Source organism: Bradyrhizobium sp. CSS354, from assembly GCF_029051725.1.
Lineage (GTDB): Bacteria > Pseudomonadota > Alphaproteobacteria > Rhizobiales > Xanthobacteraceae > Bradyrhizobium.
This window is the reverse complement of the sequence record NZ_JAACFU010000004.1, coordinates 529,826-548,277: the sequence shown is the minus strand read 5'-3', so window position 1 is coordinate 548,277 and position 18,452 is coordinate 529,826. Positions and strand designations below refer to the sequence as shown.

General features: G+C 64.1%; 17 protein-coding genes. 13 read left to right on the top strand and 4 right to left on the bottom strand.

What is annotated here, in order from left to right; genetic code table 11:
- Nucleotides 1-75: 75 nt before the first annotated feature.
- The 8 genes from GWG67_RS12565 to GWG67_RS12530 all read left to right on the top strand — a co-directional run bounded on the left by GWG67_RS12565 (nt 76) and on the right by GWG67_RS12530 (nt 10,150).
- Nucleotides 76-2,160 carry a hydantoinase/oxoprolinase family protein gene (locus tag GWG67_RS12565; protein WP_275169627.1) on the top strand — a complete coding sequence of 695 codons (2,085 nt, stop codon included), beginning with the start codon at nt 76-78 and terminating at the stop codon, nt 2,158-2,160.
- Nucleotides 2,161-2,162: 2 nt separating this feature from the next.
- The gene (locus GWG67_RS12560) at nt 2,163-3,821 is read left to right on the top strand and encodes a hydantoinase B/oxoprolinase family protein (protein WP_275169626.1); all 1,659 of its coding nucleotides are present in this window, start codon (nt 2,163-2,165) and stop codon (nt 3,819-3,821) included.
- A gap of 39 nt (nt 3,822-3,860) precedes the next feature.
- Nucleotides 3,861-4,859 (top strand): TRAP transporter substrate-binding protein, encoded by a 999-nt coding sequence (locus GWG67_RS12555; RefSeq protein ID WP_275169625.1) that lies wholly within the window; start codon nt 3,861-3,863, stop codon nt 4,857-4,859.
- A 9-nt stretch (nt 4,860-4,868) separates the two neighbouring features.
- Entirely contained in the window at nt 4,869-5,462 is a 594-nt protein-coding gene (locus GWG67_RS12550) for a TRAP transporter small permease subunit (protein ID WP_275169624.1), read from the top strand.
- Between the two features lie 34 nt (nt 5,463-5,496).
- Complete coding sequence (locus GWG67_RS12545; RefSeq protein WP_275169623.1) at nt 5,497-6,801, top strand: TRAP transporter large permease; 1,305 nt, start codon at nt 5,497-5,499, stop codon at nt 6,799-6,801.
- A 359-nt stretch (nt 6,802-7,160) separates the two neighbouring features.
- Nucleotides 7,161-8,879, top strand: coding sequence for a PQQ-binding-like beta-propeller repeat protein (locus GWG67_RS12540; protein WP_275169622.1), 1,719 nt, complete (start codon nt 7,161-7,163; stop codon nt 8,877-8,879).
- A gap of 118 nt (nt 8,880-8,997) precedes the next feature.
- Nucleotides 8,998-9,348, top strand: a complete 351-nt coding sequence (locus tag GWG67_RS12535; RefSeq protein ID WP_275169621.1) for a cytochrome c — start codon at nt 8,998-9,000, stop codon at nt 9,346-9,348.
- A 34-nt stretch (nt 9,349-9,382) separates the two neighbouring features.
- On the top strand, nt 9,383-10,150 hold the full coding sequence (locus tag GWG67_RS12530; protein ID WP_275169620.1) for an ABC transporter substrate-binding protein: 768 nt from the start codon (nt 9,383-9,385) through the stop codon (nt 10,148-10,150).
- Nucleotides 10,151-10,236: 86 nt separating this feature from the next.
- On the opposite strand, the gene GWG67_RS12525 is transcribed toward GWG67_RS12530, so the two are convergent.
- Nucleotides 10,237-10,881, bottom strand: coding sequence for a glutathione binding-like protein (locus GWG67_RS12525; protein ID WP_275169619.1), 645 nt, complete (start codon nt 10,879-10,881; stop codon nt 10,237-10,239).
- A gap of 116 nt (nt 10,882-10,997) precedes the next feature.
- Between GWG67_RS12525 and GWG67_RS12520 the strand changes: the two genes are divergently transcribed.
- Complete coding sequence (locus GWG67_RS12520) at nt 10,998-11,642, top strand: TetR/AcrR family transcriptional regulator (RefSeq protein WP_275169618.1); 645 nt, start codon at nt 10,998-11,000, stop codon at nt 11,640-11,642.
- 40 nt (nt 11,643-11,682) lie between these two features.
- Here the strand turns inward: GWG67_RS12520 and GWG67_RS12515 are convergent, their stop codons facing one another.
- Together GWG67_RS12515 and GWG67_RS12510 are read right to left on the bottom strand one after the other, a co-directional pair.
- Nucleotides 11,683-13,650, bottom strand: coding sequence for a methyl-accepting chemotaxis protein (locus tag GWG67_RS12515; RefSeq protein WP_275169617.1), 1,968 nt, complete (start codon nt 13,648-13,650; stop codon nt 11,683-11,685).
- Between the two features lie 118 nt (nt 13,651-13,768).
- Nucleotides 13,769-14,734: a glyoxylate/hydroxypyruvate reductase A gene (locus GWG67_RS12510; protein WP_275169616.1), complete on the bottom strand. Its 966-nt coding sequence runs from the start codon at nt 14,732-14,734 to the stop codon at nt 13,769-13,771.
- A gap of 143 nt (nt 14,735-14,877) precedes the next feature.
- Between GWG67_RS12510 and GWG67_RS12505 the strand changes: the two genes are divergently transcribed.
- From GWG67_RS12505 to GWG67_RS12490, 4 genes are all read left to right on the top strand, one after another.
- On the top strand, nt 14,878-15,246 hold the full coding sequence (locus GWG67_RS12505; protein WP_275169615.1) for a YciI family protein: 369 nt from the start codon (nt 14,878-14,880) through the stop codon (nt 15,244-15,246).
- Nucleotides 15,243-16,553 carry an RNA polymerase sigma factor gene (locus tag GWG67_RS12500; RefSeq protein WP_275169614.1) on the top strand — a complete coding sequence of 437 codons (1,311 nt, stop codon included), beginning with the start codon at nt 15,243-15,245 and terminating at the stop codon, nt 16,551-16,553. Before GWG67_RS12505 ends, GWG67_RS12500 begins: the two co-directional genes overlap by 4 nt.
- A 99-nt stretch (nt 16,554-16,652) precedes the next feature.
- Entirely contained in the window at nt 16,653-17,189 is a 537-nt protein-coding gene (locus GWG67_RS12495; RefSeq protein WP_275169613.1) for an SRPBCC family protein, read from the top strand.
- A 38-nt stretch (nt 17,190-17,227) separates the two neighbouring features.
- Nucleotides 17,228-17,641 (top strand): VOC family protein, encoded by a 414-nt coding sequence (locus tag GWG67_RS12490; RefSeq protein WP_275169612.1) that lies wholly within the window; start codon nt 17,228-17,230, stop codon nt 17,639-17,641.
- A gap of 107 nt (nt 17,642-17,748) precedes the next feature.
- Here GWG67_RS12490 and GWG67_RS12485 read toward each other — a convergent pair whose 3' ends face one another.
- Nucleotides 17,749-18,102 (bottom strand): hypothetical protein, encoded by a 354-nt coding sequence (locus GWG67_RS12485; RefSeq protein ID WP_275169611.1) that lies wholly within the window; start codon nt 18,100-18,102, stop codon nt 17,749-17,751.
- Between the last annotated feature and the right edge of the window lie 350 nt (nt 18,103-18,452).

The following is an 18,452-nucleotide window of genomic DNA, read 5'->3' as shown; positions in this document are numbered from 1 at the left end:
TGTTCCTGTCATCCATGGCATGGAAATTGCTGCGCTTTTGTCCTCAGTCTTGACGATCAGCACGGAGAATTTGGAATGCTTGAGGGAGCCGAGGTGCGGCTTGCCGTCGATATTGGTGGCACGTTCACCGACATCGTGCTGGACGTGGGGCAGGATCGCAAGACGCGCAAACTGCTGACGACGCCGCAGCGGCCCGAACAGGCGGTGCTCGATGGCATGCGGCTCATTCTCGCTGATGCGCGTGCCCATATCAGCGACATCGACGTCTTCATTCACGGCACGACACTCGCGACCAACGCCATCATAGAGCGTCGCGGCGCCAAGACGGCGCTGATCGCGACCGAGGGCTTTCGTGACGTGCTCGATATCGGCACCGAGAGCCGCTACGACCAGTATGACCTCAGCATCGACAAGCCGAAGCCGCTGGCGCCGCGATCCCTGCGCTTCACCGTGCCGGAGCGTATCGACGCCCACGGTGGCGTCCGCCTCCCGCTGGACGAAGCTGCGGTGCGCGCGCTCGCGCCAAGATTGCGTGCGCTGAACGTCGAGAGTGTCGCGATCGCGTTCCTGCACTCCTACGCCAATCCCGAGCACGAGCGCCGCACGGCCGCAATCATCAGCGAGGAGATGCCCGGCATTTCCGTGACCGTATCGTCCGCGGTGTGCCCGGAGATCCGCGAATATGAGCGCACATCGACTGCGGTGGCCAACGCCTATGTGCAACCGCTGATCGACGGTTATCTCGCCCGCATGTCCGACGCCTTGCAGGTCGAGCAGTACCGCGGTGCGATCTATCTCGTCACCTCCGGCGGCGGTGTCACCTCGATCGAGACGGCGCGGCGCTTCCCGGTGCGCCTGGTCGAATCCGGTCCTGCCGGGGGCGCCATTTTCGCGGCGCAGATCGCGGCGCGTCTCGGCGAGAGCAAGGTGCTGTCCTTCGACATGGGCGGCACCACGGCAAAGATCTGCCTGATCGAAAAATACCAGCCCGAGACCTCGCGCGTGTTCGAGGTCGATCGCGCTGCACGCTTCCTGAAAGGTTCGGGTCTGCCAGTGCGGATTCCCGTGATCGAGATGGTCGAGATCGGCGCCGGCGGCGGCTCGATCGCCCATGTCGATGCGATGAAGCGCGTCACGGTCGGCCCCGAGAGTGCCTCGTCGGAGCCCGGGCCTGCCTGCTACGGCCGCGGCGGCCTGCGCCCGGCCGTGACGGATGCCGACGTTGCGCTCGGCATGATCGATCCCGACGACTTCGCGGGTGGAACGATCAAGCTCGACCCTGAGCTCTCGAAGCAGGCCCTGCTGCGCGCCGTGGGCGAGCCGCTCGGTCTGTCGGCGGAGACTGCGGCCTATGCCGTGCACGAGGTCGTCTGCGAGAACATGGCGAGTGCGGCGCGCGTTCATGCGGTCGAGCGCGGTGAGATTGTCGGTCAGCATACGCTGATCGCTTTCGGCGGCGCGGCACCGTTGCATGCGGCGCGCGTCGCCGAGAAGATCGGCGTCTCCCGCGTGATCGTTCCTTCCAATGCCGGCGTCGGCTCGGCCGTCGGTTTCCTTGCGGCTCCGATCGCCTACGAGCTGGTGCGCAGCCGTCATGTGCGGCTCGACTATTTCGACACCGATGGTGTTTCCGACCTGCTCCAGGAGATGGTGACCGAGGCGCGTGCGCTGGTCGAAACGGGGGCAGCAGGTGCGCCGGTGCGCGAGCGCCGCGCCGCCTTCATGCGCTATGTCGGCCAGGGCCATGAGATCTCGATCGAGTTGCCGAACCGGCGGTTGGCGGCGACCGATCTGGCCGGCCTGCGCCAGAAGTTCGAAGCGGATTATGCGGCGATGTTCGAGCGATCGATCCCGGGTGCGGCGATCGAGGTGTTGAGCTGGTCCGTGCTTGCGACGACCGAGGCGCGCAATCCGGCTACGGTCGCGGCCGTTACGCGCAAGCCCGCCGGGAAGGCGACCGGAAGCCGCAAGTTCTTCGATGGCCGGGCGGGGGAGGTGATCGAGATCCCGCTCTACCGCCGCGAGGATATGGCGCCAGGCGCGACGATTGCAGGTCCCGCCGTGATCGCGGAGGACGAAACGTCCACCTTCGTCTCGAACAGTTTTGACGCGCATATCGACGGTGCCGGTAGCATCGTCATGGAACGAAAGGCGGCCTGATCATGAGCAAGGCAAGCGGCGCGAGCCTGATCGACCTTCAGATCATGTGGCACCGGCTGATCGCCGTGGTCGAGGAGCAGGCGCAGGTGCTGCTCCGCACCGCCTTCAGCCCGATCGTGCGCGAATGCGGCGACCTCTCGGCCGGCGTGTTCGACCTCAAGGGACGGATGCTGGCGCAGGCGGTGACCGGCACGCCCGGCCACGTTAACTCGATGGCGGAATCGGTCAAGCACTTCATTGCCCACTTTCCGATCGAGACGATGAAGGAGGGCGACGCCTACATCACCAACGATCCCTGGATGGGCACCGGCCATCTCAACGATTTCGTCGTCACCACGCCCTGCTTCAAGGACGGCAAGCCGGTCGCGCTGTTTTCCTGCACCAGCCATCTCATGGACATCGGCGGCATCGGCTTCGGACCCGACGCCACCGACGTGTTCATGGAGGGGCTCTACATCCCCATGCTGAAGCTGATCGACCAGGGCGTCGTCAACGAGACGCTGATGGCGATGATCCGCACCAACACGCGGCTGCCGATCGACACCGAGGGCGACACCTACTCGCTCGCTGGCTGCAACGACGTCGGTTGCGAGCGCCTGGTCGAGATGATGACCGAGTTCGGCATCAACTCGCTCGATGCGCTCGGCGACTACATTTGCGACCGCTCGCGCGAGGCCGTGCTGGCCGAGATCGCCAAACTGCCGAAGGGCACCTGGCGCAACACCATGGTGGTCGACGGCTATGACGCGCCGGTCTCGCTTGAGGCGACGCTGACGATCTCGGACGAAGGCATTCACGTCGATTTCGACGGCACCTCGGCCGCGTCCAGGTTCGGCATCAACGTGCCTCTGTCCTACACCATCGCCTACACCGTGTTCGGTCTCGGCTGCGTCGTCGCCTCGCAGATCCCGAACAATGCCGGCTCGCTCTCGCCGCTGACGGTGTCGGCTCCGCCAGGCGCGATCCTCAATGCGCCGAAGCCGGCGCCGGTCGCCTCGCGTCACATCATCGGCCAGATGCTGCCCGACGTCGTGTTCGGCTGCCTGCGCCAGATCATTCCGGAGCGCGTGCCCGCGGAAGGCACCTCGTGCCTGTGGAATCTCAACGTGCGCGGACAGACCCGCTCGGGCGCCGGCGGCAATTACGGATTCTCGATGGCGGTGACCTCCAATGGCGGCACCGGCGCGCGTTTTGCGAAGGACGGGCTGTCGGCGACTGCCTATCCCAGCGGCGTGCGCGGCACGCCGGTCGAGATCGCCGAGACGCAGACGCCGCTGATCTTCTGGCGCAAGGAACTGCGTCCGGATTCCGGGGGAGCAGGGCGCACCCGCGGTGGCCTCGGCCAGATCATCGAGGTCGGCAGCGGCGTCGATGCGCCGTTCGACATCCTGGCGGCGTTCGACCGCATCGATCATCCGCCGCGGGGCCGCGATGGCGGCAAGAACGGCGAGGCCGGCTATGTCGGCCTGAAGTCCGGCAAGAAGCTGCGTGGGAAAGGCTTTCAGCAGGTGCCGCCGGACGACCGGCTGGTGGTGCTGACACCAGGCGGCGCCGGCATCGGCGATCCCCGGGAGCGCGCGCCGACAGCCGTCAACGACGACATCGAAAGCGGCCTCGTGTCTGCCGACAACGCGGTTGCAGTTTATGGGCATACGCGATGACGCCTCAGGCGTCATGCGCGTAGCAAACGGAGGGGCTCAATGATCACGCGAAGGAATTTTACAGCGGGCGCAGCGACGCTGCTCGCAGCCGGCCACATCTCAACCCATGCGCGGGCGGCGACGGTGAGCTGGGACATGTCGACGGTATGGCCCGACGGCAATTTCCACACCCAGAACGCGTTTGCCTTCGCGGAAGAGGTGAAGAAGCAGAGCGGCGGCTCGGTCGCGATCACCGTGAAGGCCGGTGGCCAGCTTGGCTTCAAGGGCCCCGAGCATCTGCGCGCCGTGCGCGACGGCCTGGTGCCGCTTGCCGATGTCCTCAACATCCAGCAGGTCGGCGACGAGCCCTTCATGGGCGTCGAAAGCATTCCCTTTCTCTGCGGCTCGATGGACGAATTGAAGGTGCTGCACAAATACGTGCGGCCCGAATACGAGAAGGTCGCCGCGCGCAACAACCAGAAGATCCTCTACATCGTGCCGTGGCCGACGCAATATCTGCATCTCAAGGTCAAGGTTGCCGATGTCGACGGGTTGAAGAACATCAAGATCCGTGTGCCCGACAAGAACGCCGTCGATATGCTGGCCGTGGTCGGCATGGCGCCGGTGATGATTCCCTGGGGCGAGACCATTCCGGCGCTGGCCTCGGGCGCGGTCTCCGGCGTCTCCACTTCGGCGGTGTCAGGCGTCGACGGCAAATTCTGGGAATTCCTGAAATACATCTACCCGACCAACCACGTCTGGTCGTCGCAGATGCTCACCGTCAACCTCGATTCCTGGAAGGCACTGAGCGCCGATCAGCAGCAGCTCATAGCGAGCATCGCCGCGAAGATGGAGCCGGGCTTCTGGGCGAACTCGCTCAAGGCGGACGTCGACAGCCTCAATCGCCTCAAGGAAGGCGGCATGGAGGTGGTACCGGTCTCGGAGGCCATGATCACCGACATTCGCGCCAAGACGGCGCCGCAGCTTGACGCTTTCGTCAAGCGCGTGCCGACGGCCGACAAGCCGGTGCGGGCCTATCTCGCCGAAATGAAGCGCTGAGGCCGGGCCGTGGTCAGCGTTTCGCCGGCAGCTCCGCAGAGTCTCAACGCAGCGGCGCCGGCGCCGCTGCGCATCCTGCTCGACGGCATTGACCGTCTTGGCCGGCTGGACGGCTGGATCGGTGGCGGCTGTCTCTTGATGCTGACGCTGCTGATGCTGTGCGAGGTCGCAACGCGCTTCCTCTCGAACTTCCTGCCGTTCTTTCCGCCCACGATCTCGATCGCCTGGGAATATTCCTCCTATCTGATGGCGGCGTCCTTCACCTTCGGTGCTGCCATGACATTGCGCGTCGGCGGCCATATCCGTGTCGTGCTGCTGCTGAAGAACGTCCCGGCCCCGTTTCAGCGCGCGCTCGAAATCCTGTCGGCCGCCGCCGGCTTCGCCTTCATGGCCTTCCTGACATCGTCGATGGCGAAGTTCGCCTTCGGCGCCTATGTGCGCGGCCAGGTTTCGACCTCGAGCGACACTCCGCTGTGGTTTCCGCAGTCCGTCGTCACCTTCGGCATGCTGCTGCTGACGCTCCAGTTCCTGGCGCGCGCGATCCAGGCCGTGCTCGGCCTGCCGCTGGAGGATCACCGCATGAAGGCCTCGCCCGTCGAATGATCGCCCACGCGCCAGCCAGCGGACACCGGATTCCATGACCATTGAAGTCGTCGCTCTCTTCGCGATGCTGTTTGCGCTTCTGGCGTGCGGCGTCTGGATCGGCCTGACGCTTGCGCTCACTGCGACGCTGCTGCTGGCGATGTTCCGCTCGATCCCGCTGGACAAGCTGCTGCCGCAATACGCCTGGAACATCTTGACGACGCAGGAACTGCTGGCGTTGCCGCTGTTCATCCTGATGGGCGAGTTGCTGTTTCGCACCCGTCTGTCACGTTCGCTGTTCCAGGGGCTCGCGCCCTGGGCGGGGCTTCTGCCGGGGCGCCTTCTGCATGTGAACGTGATCGGCTGCACCATCTTCGCGGCGATCTCCGGCTCGTCCGCGGCGACGACGCAGGTGATCGGCCGCATGTCGCTCAACGAGCTCACACGCCGCGGCTATTCCCGCGACATCGCGATCGGCTCGCTCGCCGGCGCCGGCACGCTCGGCTTCCTGATCCCGCCGTCCAACATCATGATCATCTATGGCGTGCTGGGCGACGTCTCGATCCTGAAACTGTTCACGGCCGGCGTGCTGCCCGGCCTGCTGCTGGCCGCCACCTTCATGGGGTGGGTGATGCTGCACACGACCCTCAGCCCCGGCATGGTGCCGGAGACGGAAGCCAAACTCTCGCAGGTGCCGTGGCGCGAACGTTTTGCGGCGCTGAAGGACCTCGCGCCGGCGCTGTTCCTGATCGCCTGCGTGCTCGGCTCGATGTATGGCGGACTGGCGACGCCGTCGGAGGCCGCAGCTGTCGGCGTGTTCGGCGCGGCGCTGGTCGCCTGGGCACAGGGCTCGATGTCACAGCAGGTGATGCGTGACGTGCTGATCGGCTCGGTCGTGACCTGCTCGATGATCGCGCTGATCGTGCTCGGCGCCTCGATCCTCGGCAACGCTGCGGCCTTCCTCGGCATCCCGCAAACAGTCGCCGCCTTCGTGAAGGGGCTCGGGCTGTCGCCCTTCATGCTGATCGTGGTGTTGATTTTATTCTATCTGATCCTCGGCTGCTTCCTCGACGGCTTCTCGATGATCGTGATGACGCTGCCGATCGTGCTGCCGATCGTGAAGGGCGCGGGTTTCGACGAGATCTGGTTCGGCATCTTCCTGGTGCTCGCCGTCGAGATGGCGCAGATCACGCCGCCGGTCGGCTTCAACCTGTTCGTGATCCAGGGCCTGACCGATGACGGCCTCGGCTACATCGCGCGCGTCACGATGCCCTATCTCCTCATCATGGTCGGCTTCGTTCTGCTGCTGACGCTCTGGCCCGGCATCGTCACGATCCTCCCGAGGGTGCTGTACGGATAAATCCGTCTTGGGGCCTTGGCGTTACCGCCCCCGCACGCAGCAGTCTGAGATCTGCGAGCCGAGACAAACCGTCAGCGCACCTGACGTTTCCAATCCGCGCCGCGCGTCAAATTCGCTCCGTGCACGTATTGTATCTTTGCGCTCCTCGTCATCCGGCGTACGCTGCCGGAGCGAGGATAAGCGCAACTGCAACCAGTCCAGAGAACGTAGCACCTTTTGGCGATGTCCGCCGAGAGAGATCGAGAGCCGTTGGTGGCTCGAATGGCATGGAGAAGAACCGACAGACAGCGGACTGCAGCATCCCTCGCGGCGGCATCTGTGAGACGCACGTTAAGCAAACATAAGAGCGGGAGGAACGGATGAAGAAGCGTTGGTGTAAGTCTGGTCTACCTCTTGTTGCCGGCGCGACGCTGATGGTGTCGTCAGCCTTTGCCCAGTCCGTGGATACTGCGCGGATCGAGAACGGCGGTCAGAACGATTGGCTGACCTATCACGGTTCATACAAATCCTATCACTACAGCCCGCTGGCGCAGATCAATGCAAACAACGTCGGCAATCTGAACGTTGCCTGGACCCATATTCCAGGACGCTCGACCCGCGGCCTGCAATCGATGCCGCTCGCGGCGGATGGCGTGCTCTATTACTCGGGTTCTTACAGCCGGGTCTTTGCGCTCAACGGCGCGACAGGCGAGGTGATCTGGTCGCATTTTCCGGAGCTCGACGAGGCCCTGATCTCCCGTCAGACCCATTCCCCCTACAATCGCGGCGTAGCGCTCGGCGAGGGCAAGGTTTTCGTCGGCACCATGGATGGCAGGGTTCTTGGCCTGGATATGAAGTCGGGGAAGGTCCTCTGGGAAACCAGGCTGATCGACTCGCAGAAGCTCACGGTCGGTTTCACCGGTGCGCCGCTTTACGCGAAGGGCACGGTGGTCATCGGAGCGCAAGGCGGTGAATGGCCGGGCCGCGGCCCGATCTTCGGCCTGGATGCCACCACCGGGAAGAAGAAGTGGGAGTTCTTGACCGTCGCCGGCACCGACGAGGCCATGAAGACCTGGGGAAACGATTCCTGGCGCACGGGCGGGGGCGGTGGCTGGATGCCGGGCACTTACGATTCCGAGACCAATACAATCCTGTGGGGCACCGCAAACCCGGCGCCGCTCTACGATTGGTCGGGCGCCGATTACAAGACGCAAGGCGCGCGTCCCGGCGACAATCTCTACACGAGTTCGGTGATCGGTCTCGACGTCGATACCGGCAGGCTGAAATTCCATCATCAGGAGTTGCCGCACGACGCCTGGGATTTCGACAGCGCGGTCGGCGAGTTTGTGATGCTCGAACGCGACGGTCAGAAGTTCGTAGTTCACCCGAACAAGGGCGGTTTCGTCTTCGTCTATGACCGCAACCTCGCCGTGAAGAATGTCTGGCGGCTCGTTGAGAACATCAATTTCGTCAAGGATATCGATCCCAAGACGGGTGCCTTGATCGGCCGTCGCGACTTCACGGCCGGGAAGGTTACCGAACCGCCGCTGTGCCCCTTCATTGGCGGCGGCGTCAGCTGGAATGCCGGCTCCTACAACCCGAAGACCGGCCTGTACTACAAGATCGGCCAGGAATGGTGCATGACGCTCGACGTCCAGAAGACGACGCCGGTCACAGCGCCCCAGGTCCAGCTTAACATCGGCGCCGATTTCAAGATGGTACCCCCTCCGGGCGGAGAGATCTATGGACATCTCGACGCGCGCGACCCCATCACCGGCGCCAAGAAGTGGGAGGTTCGCTATCCCGAGCCGCCGCTCGGAAGCGTGCTGTCGACTGCGGGCAATCTCGTATTCGTGCCCGACTCCCGCGGCATCCTTCATGCTTACGATGCCGAAACCGGGGCCGAGCTGTGGAGTCACAACAACGGCACCGGCCACCAGGGCGGCATCGTCAGCTATTCCGTCAATGGCAAGCAGTACATTGCCGTGGCCGCTGGCTTTGGCGGCATGCTGGCGGACGAATACGCGCCAAACTTCGGCGGCGTCTACAAGAGCATGCCGCGTGATGACGGGGCGCTCGTCGTCTTCAGCTTGAAATAAATCATCGCAGATTGCCGGGGAGCAGGCGCAAGCTTGCTTCCCGTGCATTGGAATTTTCGGGTGTGCTTCAGGACTCGTGCTTCGGGGCGTGGCGCTTCAGGATATGGAGCTGGATACCTTGAACTTGCATGTGAAGAAGATCACCGCGCTGCTATCGGCGGTGCTGGGCGCCTCGTCGCTGTATGCCGCACCGGTTCAGGCGCAGTCTGTCACTCCTGTACCCGACAACGGGACGTTCGACGTCGAACAGCTATTCGCGGGGACTTGCGGCTTTTGTCATTCCGCTGGCGGCCGGGCCGCCGGCAAGGGACCGCAGCTGATGGATTCCCCGCGCGACGACGACTATCTGCACAGCCGCATCAAGAACGGCAAGTCTGGTGCGATGCCGGCATTCGGCGGGGCCTTCACCGACGCGCAGATCGACCAGATCGTCAAATATATCCGCGCCCTGAAGCCGCGCGAGGGCTGAATCGATCAGGCCGATGTCGATACGAGGACGCGGAATGAAGACAGTTCTCCCGCTTGTGGTCGGCGCCGTGATCGCACTGCTGAATCCTGCGCAGGGGCGAACCCTGGACGCGATCCGCGCGTCCGGCGTGCTCGGATTGTGCGCCCATCCGAACTCGCTTCCGTTCGCAAGCAAGGCCGCCGATCCTCCCGGCTTTCAGATCGAATTGGGCCAGGCGCTGGCACACGAGCTCGGCGTCTCCCTGCGACTCGATTGGATCATCACCCAGTACCAGATGCGGAGCGCCGGTTGCGATATCGTTCTGGATGTCATCGCCGACCGCGAAGCGCAGGGTGAAACCCGCTTGAGAATCTCAAAACCGTATTATCGCACGGGCGTCGCACTCGCCGTCCCCTCATCTAGCGCGCTCGCCTCGTTCCAGAGCCTCAACGAGCATACCAAGGTCGGGGTGCAGGTCGGCTCCGTCGCTGCCATGATCATCAGTCAACGGCACGTCCCGACGTCGACTTTCGGCTTCGAGAGCGACAGCCTCGACGCCCTGTCAAACCATGAGATCGATGCCGCTGCGGTCACACCCGCCGCGGCGAGTTATTTCAACCTGACGCATCCGGACAAGGCACTCCGCATCCTGGATCGCGACGAGTCCATAGCCGATCTCAACTGGAACGTCGCGGTCGGCATGGTCCGTCCGGATGATGCATTGCGCGACACCATCGATGGAGCGGTTGAACGGCTGCGAAACGACGGCACGATCGATCGGATATACCGACGCTACGGGGTCGTACTCCACGCGCCGAAATAGCCAATTGTTCCGGGGCGCGGTCTGTCGCGCTGTTTAACCGGTCGTCCCGGCGCATGGGCGGGAACGACGGTGATTTCGAATGTCGCTTACGCCGCCGCCTTCTTCCGCGCCTGCTCGGCCTTGTACAGCTCGAACTCTTCCGCGATCGCTTTGGCGATCGACGGCCGTTGACGCAGGCGTTCGTAATAGGCCTTCACGTTCGGCCATTTGGCGAGCTCGATCGGAGGCGTCGCCATGGTCCAGTTGATGACCGTGACGAGATAGGCGTCGGCGACGCTGAAATGGTCGAGCAGGAAGTCGCGCCCCTTCAGGTAATTGTCGAGATAGTCCAGCCGCGACAGGTTCTTCTCCAGCGCATAGGCTTTCGTCTCCTGCGGCGCCTTGCGGTCGAGCACCGGGATGAACAGGCCCTTGTGCAGCTCGGTGCCGATGAAGCAGAGCCATTGATGCAGCCGCGTGCGATCGATGCCCGCTGCGGCGCCGAGGCCCGATTGCGGGAAGCGGTCGGCGATATATTGCAGGATCGCGGCGTTCTCAGTTAGCACCACGCCCTCATCGGTCCGCAGTGTCGGCACCAGGCCGATCGGGTTCACGGTTCGAAAGTCAGTGCCGTCGCTCAGCACTGTCTTGGTCGGCGGGTCGACTTCGAGATAATTCGCTTCGGCGCCGGCTTCATAAAGCGCAACGCGGGTCGCCATCGAACAGGCGAGCGGCGAGAAATAAAGATCCATCTTGAGCCTCCTTGGGCAATTCCTCGATGTGACTTCTGGAGTGTCGCTCAACCCGGCCAGATTGATTTTTGTACTGTCTTGCATATTATAGCGGCGGTCAAGGATTAAATTGCGAAATGGTACAAAAACAGAAGCCGCCAGCTGCTGCCAGCGAACACAAACGCCGCGGCCGTCCGCGCGCCTATGAGCCCGACGTCGCGCTTGGCAAGGCGCTCGACCTGTTCCGCACGCAGGGTTTCGCCGCGACCTCGCTCGACGATCTCAGCGAAGCCACCGGCATGAATCGCCCGAGCCTCTATGGTGCCTTCGGCGACAAGCGCGAGCTCTACATCAAGAGCTATCAGCGCTACCGCGAGGAAGCGCGCGCATCGATGGTGGAGATCTTTCGCCAGGAGATGCCCGTGCGCCAGCGGCTGGAGCGCATCTTCGCCGCCGCGCTGAACATCTATCTCTCCGGCGAGGCCGGCCCGCGCGGCTGCTTCACCGTGGTCACGGCGGCTTCCGAGGCGGTCGGCGATCCCGACATCCGCGCGATGGTGCTCGATGGCCTCAACGAGCTCGACAAGGCATTTGCGAGTTGCTTCCGCCGCGCCAAGGAGAAAGGCGAGTTGCCCGAGAGCGCCGATCCCGCCGTGCTGGCGCAGCTCGCTTCAGCAACCGTGCACTCAATCGCTATTCGCTCCCGCGCGCGTGTGTCGCGGAAGGAGCTCGAGGCGATCGTAAAGGGGACGATCGACGTGATAGTGGGAGGAAAGAGCTAGGCGCTGCGTGGCGCAAGCTATCTCCCAAACGTCGTCCCCGCTACGCTGCGCGAATATGCGCGAGGAAGCGGTCCACCTCGTCGCGCAGCCGCTGCGATTGTTTTGACAGCTCGATCGCCGAGCCCAGGACTTCCTCCGCTGCTGTTCCCGTCGCGGCGATGCCGGCGGTGACACCCGCGATGTTTTGCGAAACCTCGCCGGTGCGAGCGGCTGCCTGCTGGACGTTCTGCGCGATCTCCTGCGTCGCGGTGCCCTGCTGGCCGACGGCGGCCGCAATCGCCGCGGAGATCTCGTCGACCTCCTGGATCGTGGCGCAGATCGACTGGATGCCGTCCACTGCGCCGGTGGTCTCGCCCTGTACCGCCGTCACCTGCGCGCCGATCTCCTCGGTCGCCTTGGCGGTCTGGGTTGCCAGCGCCTTCACCTCTGAAGCGACCACCGCAAAGCCGCGGCCGGCTTCGCCCGCGCGCGCCGCCTCGATTGTTGCGTTGAGTGCCAGCAGATTGGTTTGCTCGGCAATACCGCTGATGAAGGAGACGACGTCTCCGATTTTTTGCGCGGCGTCGGCCAGACTCTGCACGCGCTCATTCGACCGTCGCCCGTCGCTCGCAGCTTTGCCGACGACCGCCGTCGCGTGCGCAAGGCGCCGGCTGATCTCGGTCATCGACGACGACAGCTCCTCCGCGGCGGCAGCAACCGTCTGCACATTCTCCGAGGCGAGCGCCGAGGCCGACGACACCGTGCCGGTCTGCTGCCGTGACCGCTCGACGATATCAGACATCGAGCGCGCCGTGTTCTCCATCTCGACCGCGGCCGAGGAGACCGTGGTGACGACGTCGCGGATGCTGGCTTCGAAATTGTCGGCGAGCGCGGCGAACGCGCGTCGCTTCTCCGCTTCGGACTGCACCTTGGCCTCGAGCTGATCGGCCTGGAGCTTGTTGAAGCTCATCGCATTGTCACGGAACACCGCGACCGCCCTCACCATCGCGCCGACCTCGTCATTCGCCTTGCTGGCGGGGACGGCAACATCGAGATGTCCGTCGGCCAACTCGCGCATCACCGTGGTGATGGAGATAATCGGACGCGAGATGCTGCGGGCGATGAGATAGCCGACGATTGCGGCGAGCACGAGCCCGAGCGCGGCGATGCCGAATGCCAGCAGCCAGGCACGGTCGGCAGAGGCCACATAGTCGGCATTATCCATCACCAGTTCGACCGCGCCGAGGGGCTTGCCGGAAAAATCCCTGATCGGTCCGAGCAGCGCGGCCACCGGCGTTGTGTCGAGCTTGGCCTGCCGCATCGTGAAGTCACCGCCGGCGGCGCGGCCGTAATCGGTCGCGTCGAAGAAGCTCTTGCCCTTCAGCGTGCCGCCGAACAGCTTGAAGCCGCCGCCGTCCGCGAGATGGAAGGCGATGTCGACATGGCGGTTGGTCTTGAAGTCGTCCAGGAAGGACTGGCCGAAGGTCAGGCCAAATTCCACTGAGCCGAGATGCTTGCCGCCTTGCGCGATCGGCACCACGCCGCGGATGCCGAGCCCGGCCAGGCCGCCCTCCAGGCCAACCACGACCTTGTGCTCCTGATTGGCCATGATCACGGTTTTGCGGAAGCCGGAGAGGTCATCGCCGAATTTAGCAGGCTGGTGCACGCGCAGGAACGAGGTCGCGGGCGCCACGTGGAACTGGAACTGTTCGACTCCGTACTCCGATTTGGTCGCGGCAAACACCGGCCCGAACAGGCTGACCAAGGCATTGCGATCCTGCTTGGCCATCGCGTCCTGCGTCGCCGGCATCGCGGCGACGACGGCGCTCATGGCGGCGGCGCGGCGGGACTCCTCGGCGATGCGCGATTGCAGGGCATCGTAATGGCTGCGCAGCTCGCGCTGGTCGGCGCGGTCGATGATCCCCGCGATGATCCACATTGCACCGAGCACCGCAAACAGCGCGGTCGCGGCAGCCGTCACCGCCAGCGCAACCGTGATCCGCATCCTGAGGCCGAGCGTAAAGCGCATGTCCGACTCGTTCGTTGAGCGTTGATTAACAACGCGTATCAACTTCTCGCTAAGAGAGGGTGAACGGGATACCGGCCGGCGATCAGTGATTTTACGGGCTCGGGTGGCACATGAGGTCTCAATACCCCCGCGCCCGGTCCACCACGTTCTCCAGCACACCACCCGCCTCGAACCGCGCGATCTGCTCAGCGACATAGGCCGAGATCGCATCGGCGTCGGTATCGGCGGCGTTGTGCGGGGTCAGCAGCACCTTGGGATGGGTCCAGAACCGGCTGTCGTTCGGCTGCGGCTCCTGCACGAAGACGTCGAGCGAGGCGGCGCCCAGCGTGCCGTCGTCGAGGCAGGCCAGGATGTCGGCTTCGTTCTGAAGGCCGCCGCGGCCGGCGTTGATCAGCACGGGCGCACCGAGTGGGCTTTTGCGGTTGAGCTTGGTGAAGACGTCGCGGTTGAGGATGCCGTGTGTATCGGGCGTCAGCGGCAACAGGCTGACGAGAATATCGGTCGTGCGCAGGAACGCGTCGATCTGCCCGGCGCCATGGAAGCATTCGACGCCCGCGATGGTGCGCGGGCTGCGGCTCCAGCCGGCGACACGGAAACCAAGCCGCCGCAGCACTTCGGCCGCATCGGTGCCGAGCGTGCCCAGTCCCATGACACCGACCGTGACCGCGCTCGCCGGCCATTGATAGGTCGGCTCCCAGCGCTTTTCGCGCTGCGACTGGCGCAGATAAAGCTCCTGGCGGTGGTGCATCAGCACGTGCTGAACGACGTATTCGGTCATGCGGCCGGTCAGATCGGGCACGGCCACGCGCACCAGCGGCACGTTCGGAAGGCTCTTGTCCGCCATCAGCGCGTCGACGCCGGCGCCTAGATTGAAGATCGCACGCAGATTGGGGAAGGAGCCGAGATCGCCCGGCACCGGCTTCCACACCGCGGCATAGTGCACCTCGGCCGGATCGAGCCCGGCATCGGGCAGCAGCACCACGCGGCGGCCGCCGCCGACCGCGTCGAACCGGGCCTTCCAGCGCTCCGGCAGCCAGTTTTGCTGCGTGCTGTTGATCAGGACGGCCAGTGTGCCCACTGTCATTCGAAGTGCCTCTTGAGGTTCCGCTTTGATGGCCCTCCTTGCCACGATCTGTCGGATTTTTCTTGCAATTTTTTTCCGCAGCCGTGTCGGGGCGAGGCATAGTAGATCGTCTTCAAAACAAGCGTTCAGAGAAGGTACTGCCCATGCTTTATGCGATCCTTTGCTATCACGACGAGGACTTCGTCGGCTCCTGGAGCAAGGACCAGGATGAAGCCGTGATGAAGAAGCTCGCCGTGGTGCAGGAGAAGCTGACACAGCAGGGCCGGCTCGGCCCGGTGGCGCGGCTGCTGCCGACCACTGCGGCAGCGACGCTGCGCAAGGAAGATCCGCCGTTGGTGCTCGACGGCCCCTATGCGGAGACCAAGGAGCAGTTGCTCGGCTTCTATATCGTCGATTGCAAGAACCTCGACGAGGCGCTCGACGTTGCGCGTGACCTCGGATCGGCCAATCCGGGTGGCGCCTATGAGGTACGCCCGGTAGGCGTGTTCAGGCCCGGAGGGAATCTGACGTGAGCGAGGCCGATACCGCCTGGATCGAGACCGCGCTGACCTCGGCGCGCCCCCAGGCGGTCGGCGCGCTGCTGCGCTATTTCCGCGATCTCGACACCGCCGAGGAAGCGTTTCAGAACGCCTGCCTGCGCGCGCTGAAGACCTGGCCGCAGAACGGACCGCCGCGCGATCCCGCGGCCTGGCTGATCATGGTCGGCCGCAACGTTGCGATCGACGAGGTGCGCCGCACCCGCAAGCAGCAGCCGCTGCCGGAGGACGACCAGGCGATCTCCGATCTCGACGACGCCGAGGGCGCGCTCGCCGAGCGGCTCGACGGCTCGCACTACCGCGACGACATTTTGCGACTGATGTTCATCTGCTGCCATCCAGGGCTGCCGGCGACGCAGCAGATCGCGCTGGCGCTCCGTATCGTCTGCGGCCTGACGGTGAAGCAGATCGCGCGCGCCTTCCTGGTGTCGGATGCGGCGATGGAGCAGCGCATCACGCGTGCCAAGGCCAAGGTGGCGGAGGCCGGGACGCCGTTCGAAACGCCGGGCGCGGTCGAGCGTTCGGAGCGGCTCGCCGGTGTGGCCGCGATGATCTATTTGATCTTCAACGAGGGCTATTCCGCGAGCGGCGACACCGCCGAAATCAGAAAACCGCTGTGCGAGGAAGCGATCCGGCTGGCGCGGCTGCTGCTGCGGCTGTTCCAGAGCGAGCCAGAGATCATGGGGCTCACGGCGCTCATCTTGTTGCAGCATGCTCGCAGTGCCTCGCGCTTTGCCGCGGATGGCTCGCTGATCCTGCTGGACGACCAGGATCGTTCGCTGTGGAACGGCACGATGATCGCGGAAGGCCTCGCGCTGATCGACAAGGCGATACGCCATCGCCGCAGCGGGCCCTACCAGATCCAGGCAGCGATCGCCGCGCTGCATGCCCGCGCGTCGACGCCTGAGGAGACCGACTGGGCTCAGATCGACCTGCTCTATGGTGCGCTGGAGGTGGTGCAGCCGTCGCCGGTGGTGACGCTCAACCGCGCGGTCGCGATTTCCAAGGTGCGCGGCCCGCAAGCCGCGCTCGACCTGATCGAGCCGCTGGCGCCAAAGCTTGCCAATTACTTCCATTTCTACGGCGTGCGCGGCGCTTTCCTGATGCAGCTCGGCCGCAACGACGAAGCCCGCATCGCATTCGACCGCGCCATCGCTCTCGCCAACACGTCCGCAGAAGCGGCTCACATCCGCATGCATCTCGATCGCCTGATCCGGGACAGCCAGCCCAAGGTCGCAAATGGCGGCGCAAGGCAAGACGCCAAAGTCAAGGCGCCAAGGTGACGTAGGGAGCGCCTGCTTCGGGCGTAGCAAAATTTCCGCCTCGCCTTGTCGGGCCCGGCGCCCTCCCTTCGTCCTAGGACCGTATCCAGGGAGCCATTCATGCTGAAAGCTATTGCCGTCATCGCCGTCCTGTTCGTAGTCGGAATCGTGGGCGTGCTCGTCTTCGCCCTGACGAAGCCCGACACATTCCGCGTCGAACGCAGCCTCGCCGTGAAAGCGCCAGCCAATGCGATCTATCCGCAGGTCGCCGATTTCCATCGCTGGACCGCCTGGTCACCCTACGAGAACCGCGATCCTGCGATGAAGCAGACGTTTGGCGGCACCGCGCAAGGCAAGGGCGCGACCTATGCCTGGGACGGCAACAACAATGTCGGCGCCGGCCATATGGAGATACTCGAGGCGAGTGCGGCGTCAAAACTCCGCATCAAGCTCGATTTCGAGCGGCCTTTCGAAGGCCACAACACCGCCGAGTTCACCTTTGTGCCGCAAGGCGATGCCACACTGGTCACGTGGGCGATGTCCGGTCCGGCCCCGTTCCTGTCTAAGGTCATGCAGGTGTTCATCAACATGGACAACATGATCGGCAAGGATTTCGAGGCCGGCTTGGCGAGCCTGAAGAAGCTCACCGAGAAGTAGCGCCGTCACCCCGAACGAAAGCCAAAAGGAGAGAAACGATGCTCAATGCATATCTGTTCTACCAGGACACCTGCGAGGTGGCGTTCAATTATTACGCCAAGGTTCTCGGCGGCAAGATCGATGCCATGATGCGTTCGTCGGACGCACCGCCGGACATGGCGGCTGCGCTCGGCCGCGAGAAGACGATCATGCATGCGCGGATGTCGCTGCCCGACGGCGGCGTGCTGATGGGGTCGGATGCGCCGCCCGAGCATTTTCACAAGCCGCAGGGCTTTTCGATCTCGCTCACGGTCGCGGACCCCGCGGAGGGCGAGCGCAAGTTCAACGCACTCGCCGATGGCGGTAAGGTCACCATGCCCTTCAGCAAGACCTTCTGGGCCAAGGGTTTTGGCATGTGCGTCGACAAGTTCGGCATTCCCTGGATGGTGAACTGCCCGGCCGAGGGAATGTGACAGGCGCGATCGCCTGACGCGCCAAGCGGCGATCCCCTCTCCCTGACGACGCGGGAGAGGGGCGCGCATGAGGCCGTTGCGTCATGCGCCGATCGACAGCATGTCCATCAGCGGATTGATCCTGTCACGTCATTGCTCGGTGATTGGGACGACGGAACGCAGCGCGGGCAGATCACGAGCTTGGTCCCGAGCTGCCTGTCGTTCTCCGCTTCGATTTCGTCATGGATTGCCCACCACGCCGCGGAGTACGGGCGCAAGGTGCCGAGTACTTTTTCCCGCTCCTGATTCGGATCACTCGCCGCGGGAGCTTGGGTCGCCACACGACGCTTCATGACAGAGGGACGGTTCGGATCCTGACCGAGGCCGTCCCATGCGATCGGACGGCGTTCCTGCGCAGGCGCGACCGCGCATCCCATGAGTGTTGCGCAAAAAGTGAGCAAGACAAAGCCGTGTCGCATCATGCCGGACCCTTGGGTGTTGTATGCGACGCGCCAACTCCGCTTGCCGAAGCTTGCGTCGCACCGCTCAAATGGAACCTAAGGAAACGCGTGGCCGACATGGCCGAATATGGATTCTCCTGTCGCACCACATTGCGAGAGCAGTGAGGCCGCTTCGTGAAATGATGCGGACCGCATCGCACAACAACTGGCGCAATATTAGGCTGTGAACTCCGGGACAGAATCGTTATTTATTTCGTCATAAATCTAAAAACTGGGGCGGGCGGACTTGGAAGGGGAGCGACCGATGGCGGCGGCGCTGCAGATCAACTTTGCACTTTGGGGTATGCTCATCTGCGCGAGCATGGAATTGA

Excerpts from the sequence above, each read along its gene's own strand:
- GWG67_RS12565 (WP_275169627.1), top strand. The coding sequence starts at position 76 with ATGCTTGAGGGAGCCGAGGTGCGGCTTGCCGTCGATATTGGTGGCACG.
- GWG67_RS12560 (WP_275169626.1), top strand. The coding sequence starts at position 2,163 with ATGAGCAAGGCAAGCGGCGCGAGCCTGATCGACCTTCAGATCATGTGG.
- GWG67_RS12555 (WP_275169625.1), top strand. The coding sequence starts at position 3,861 with ATGATCACGCGAAGGAATTTTACAGCGGGCGCAGCGACGCTGCTCGCA.
- GWG67_RS12545 (WP_275169623.1), top strand. The coding sequence starts at position 5,497 with ATGACCATTGAAGTCGTCGCTCTCTTCGCGATGCTGTTTGCGCTTCTG.
- GWG67_RS12540 (WP_275169622.1), top strand. The coding sequence starts at position 7,161 with ATGAAGAAGCGTTGGTGTAAGTCTGGTCTACCTCTTGTTGCCGGCGCG.
- GWG67_RS12530 (WP_275169620.1), top strand. The coding sequence starts at position 9,383 with ATGAAGACAGTTCTCCCGCTTGTGGTCGGCGCCGTGATCGCACTGCTG.
- GWG67_RS12525 (WP_275169619.1), bottom strand. The coding sequence starts at position 10,881 with ATGGATCTTTATTTCTCGCCGCTCGCCTGTTCGATGGCGACCCGCGTT.
- GWG67_RS12520 (WP_275169618.1), top strand. The coding sequence starts at position 10,998 with ATGGTACAAAAACAGAAGCCGCCAGCTGCTGCCAGCGAACACAAACGC.
- GWG67_RS12515 (WP_275169617.1), bottom strand. The coding sequence starts at position 13,650 with ATGCGCTTTACGCTCGGCCTCAGGATGCGGATCACGGTTGCGCTGGCG.
- GWG67_RS12510 (WP_275169616.1), bottom strand. The coding sequence starts at position 14,734 with ATGACAGTGGGCACACTGGCCGTCCTGATCAACAGCACGCAGCAAAAC.
- GWG67_RS12505 (WP_275169615.1), top strand. The coding sequence starts at position 14,878 with ATGCTTTATGCGATCCTTTGCTATCACGACGAGGACTTCGTCGGCTCC.
- GWG67_RS12495 (WP_275169613.1), top strand. The coding sequence starts at position 16,653 with ATGCTGAAAGCTATTGCCGTCATCGCCGTCCTGTTCGTAGTCGGAATC.
- GWG67_RS12490 (WP_275169612.1), top strand. The coding sequence starts at position 17,228 with ATGCTCAATGCATATCTGTTCTACCAGGACACCTGCGAGGTGGCGTTC.
- GWG67_RS12485 (WP_275169611.1), bottom strand. The coding sequence starts at position 18,102 with ATGATGCGACACGGCTTTGTCTTGCTCACTTTTTGCGCAACACTCATG.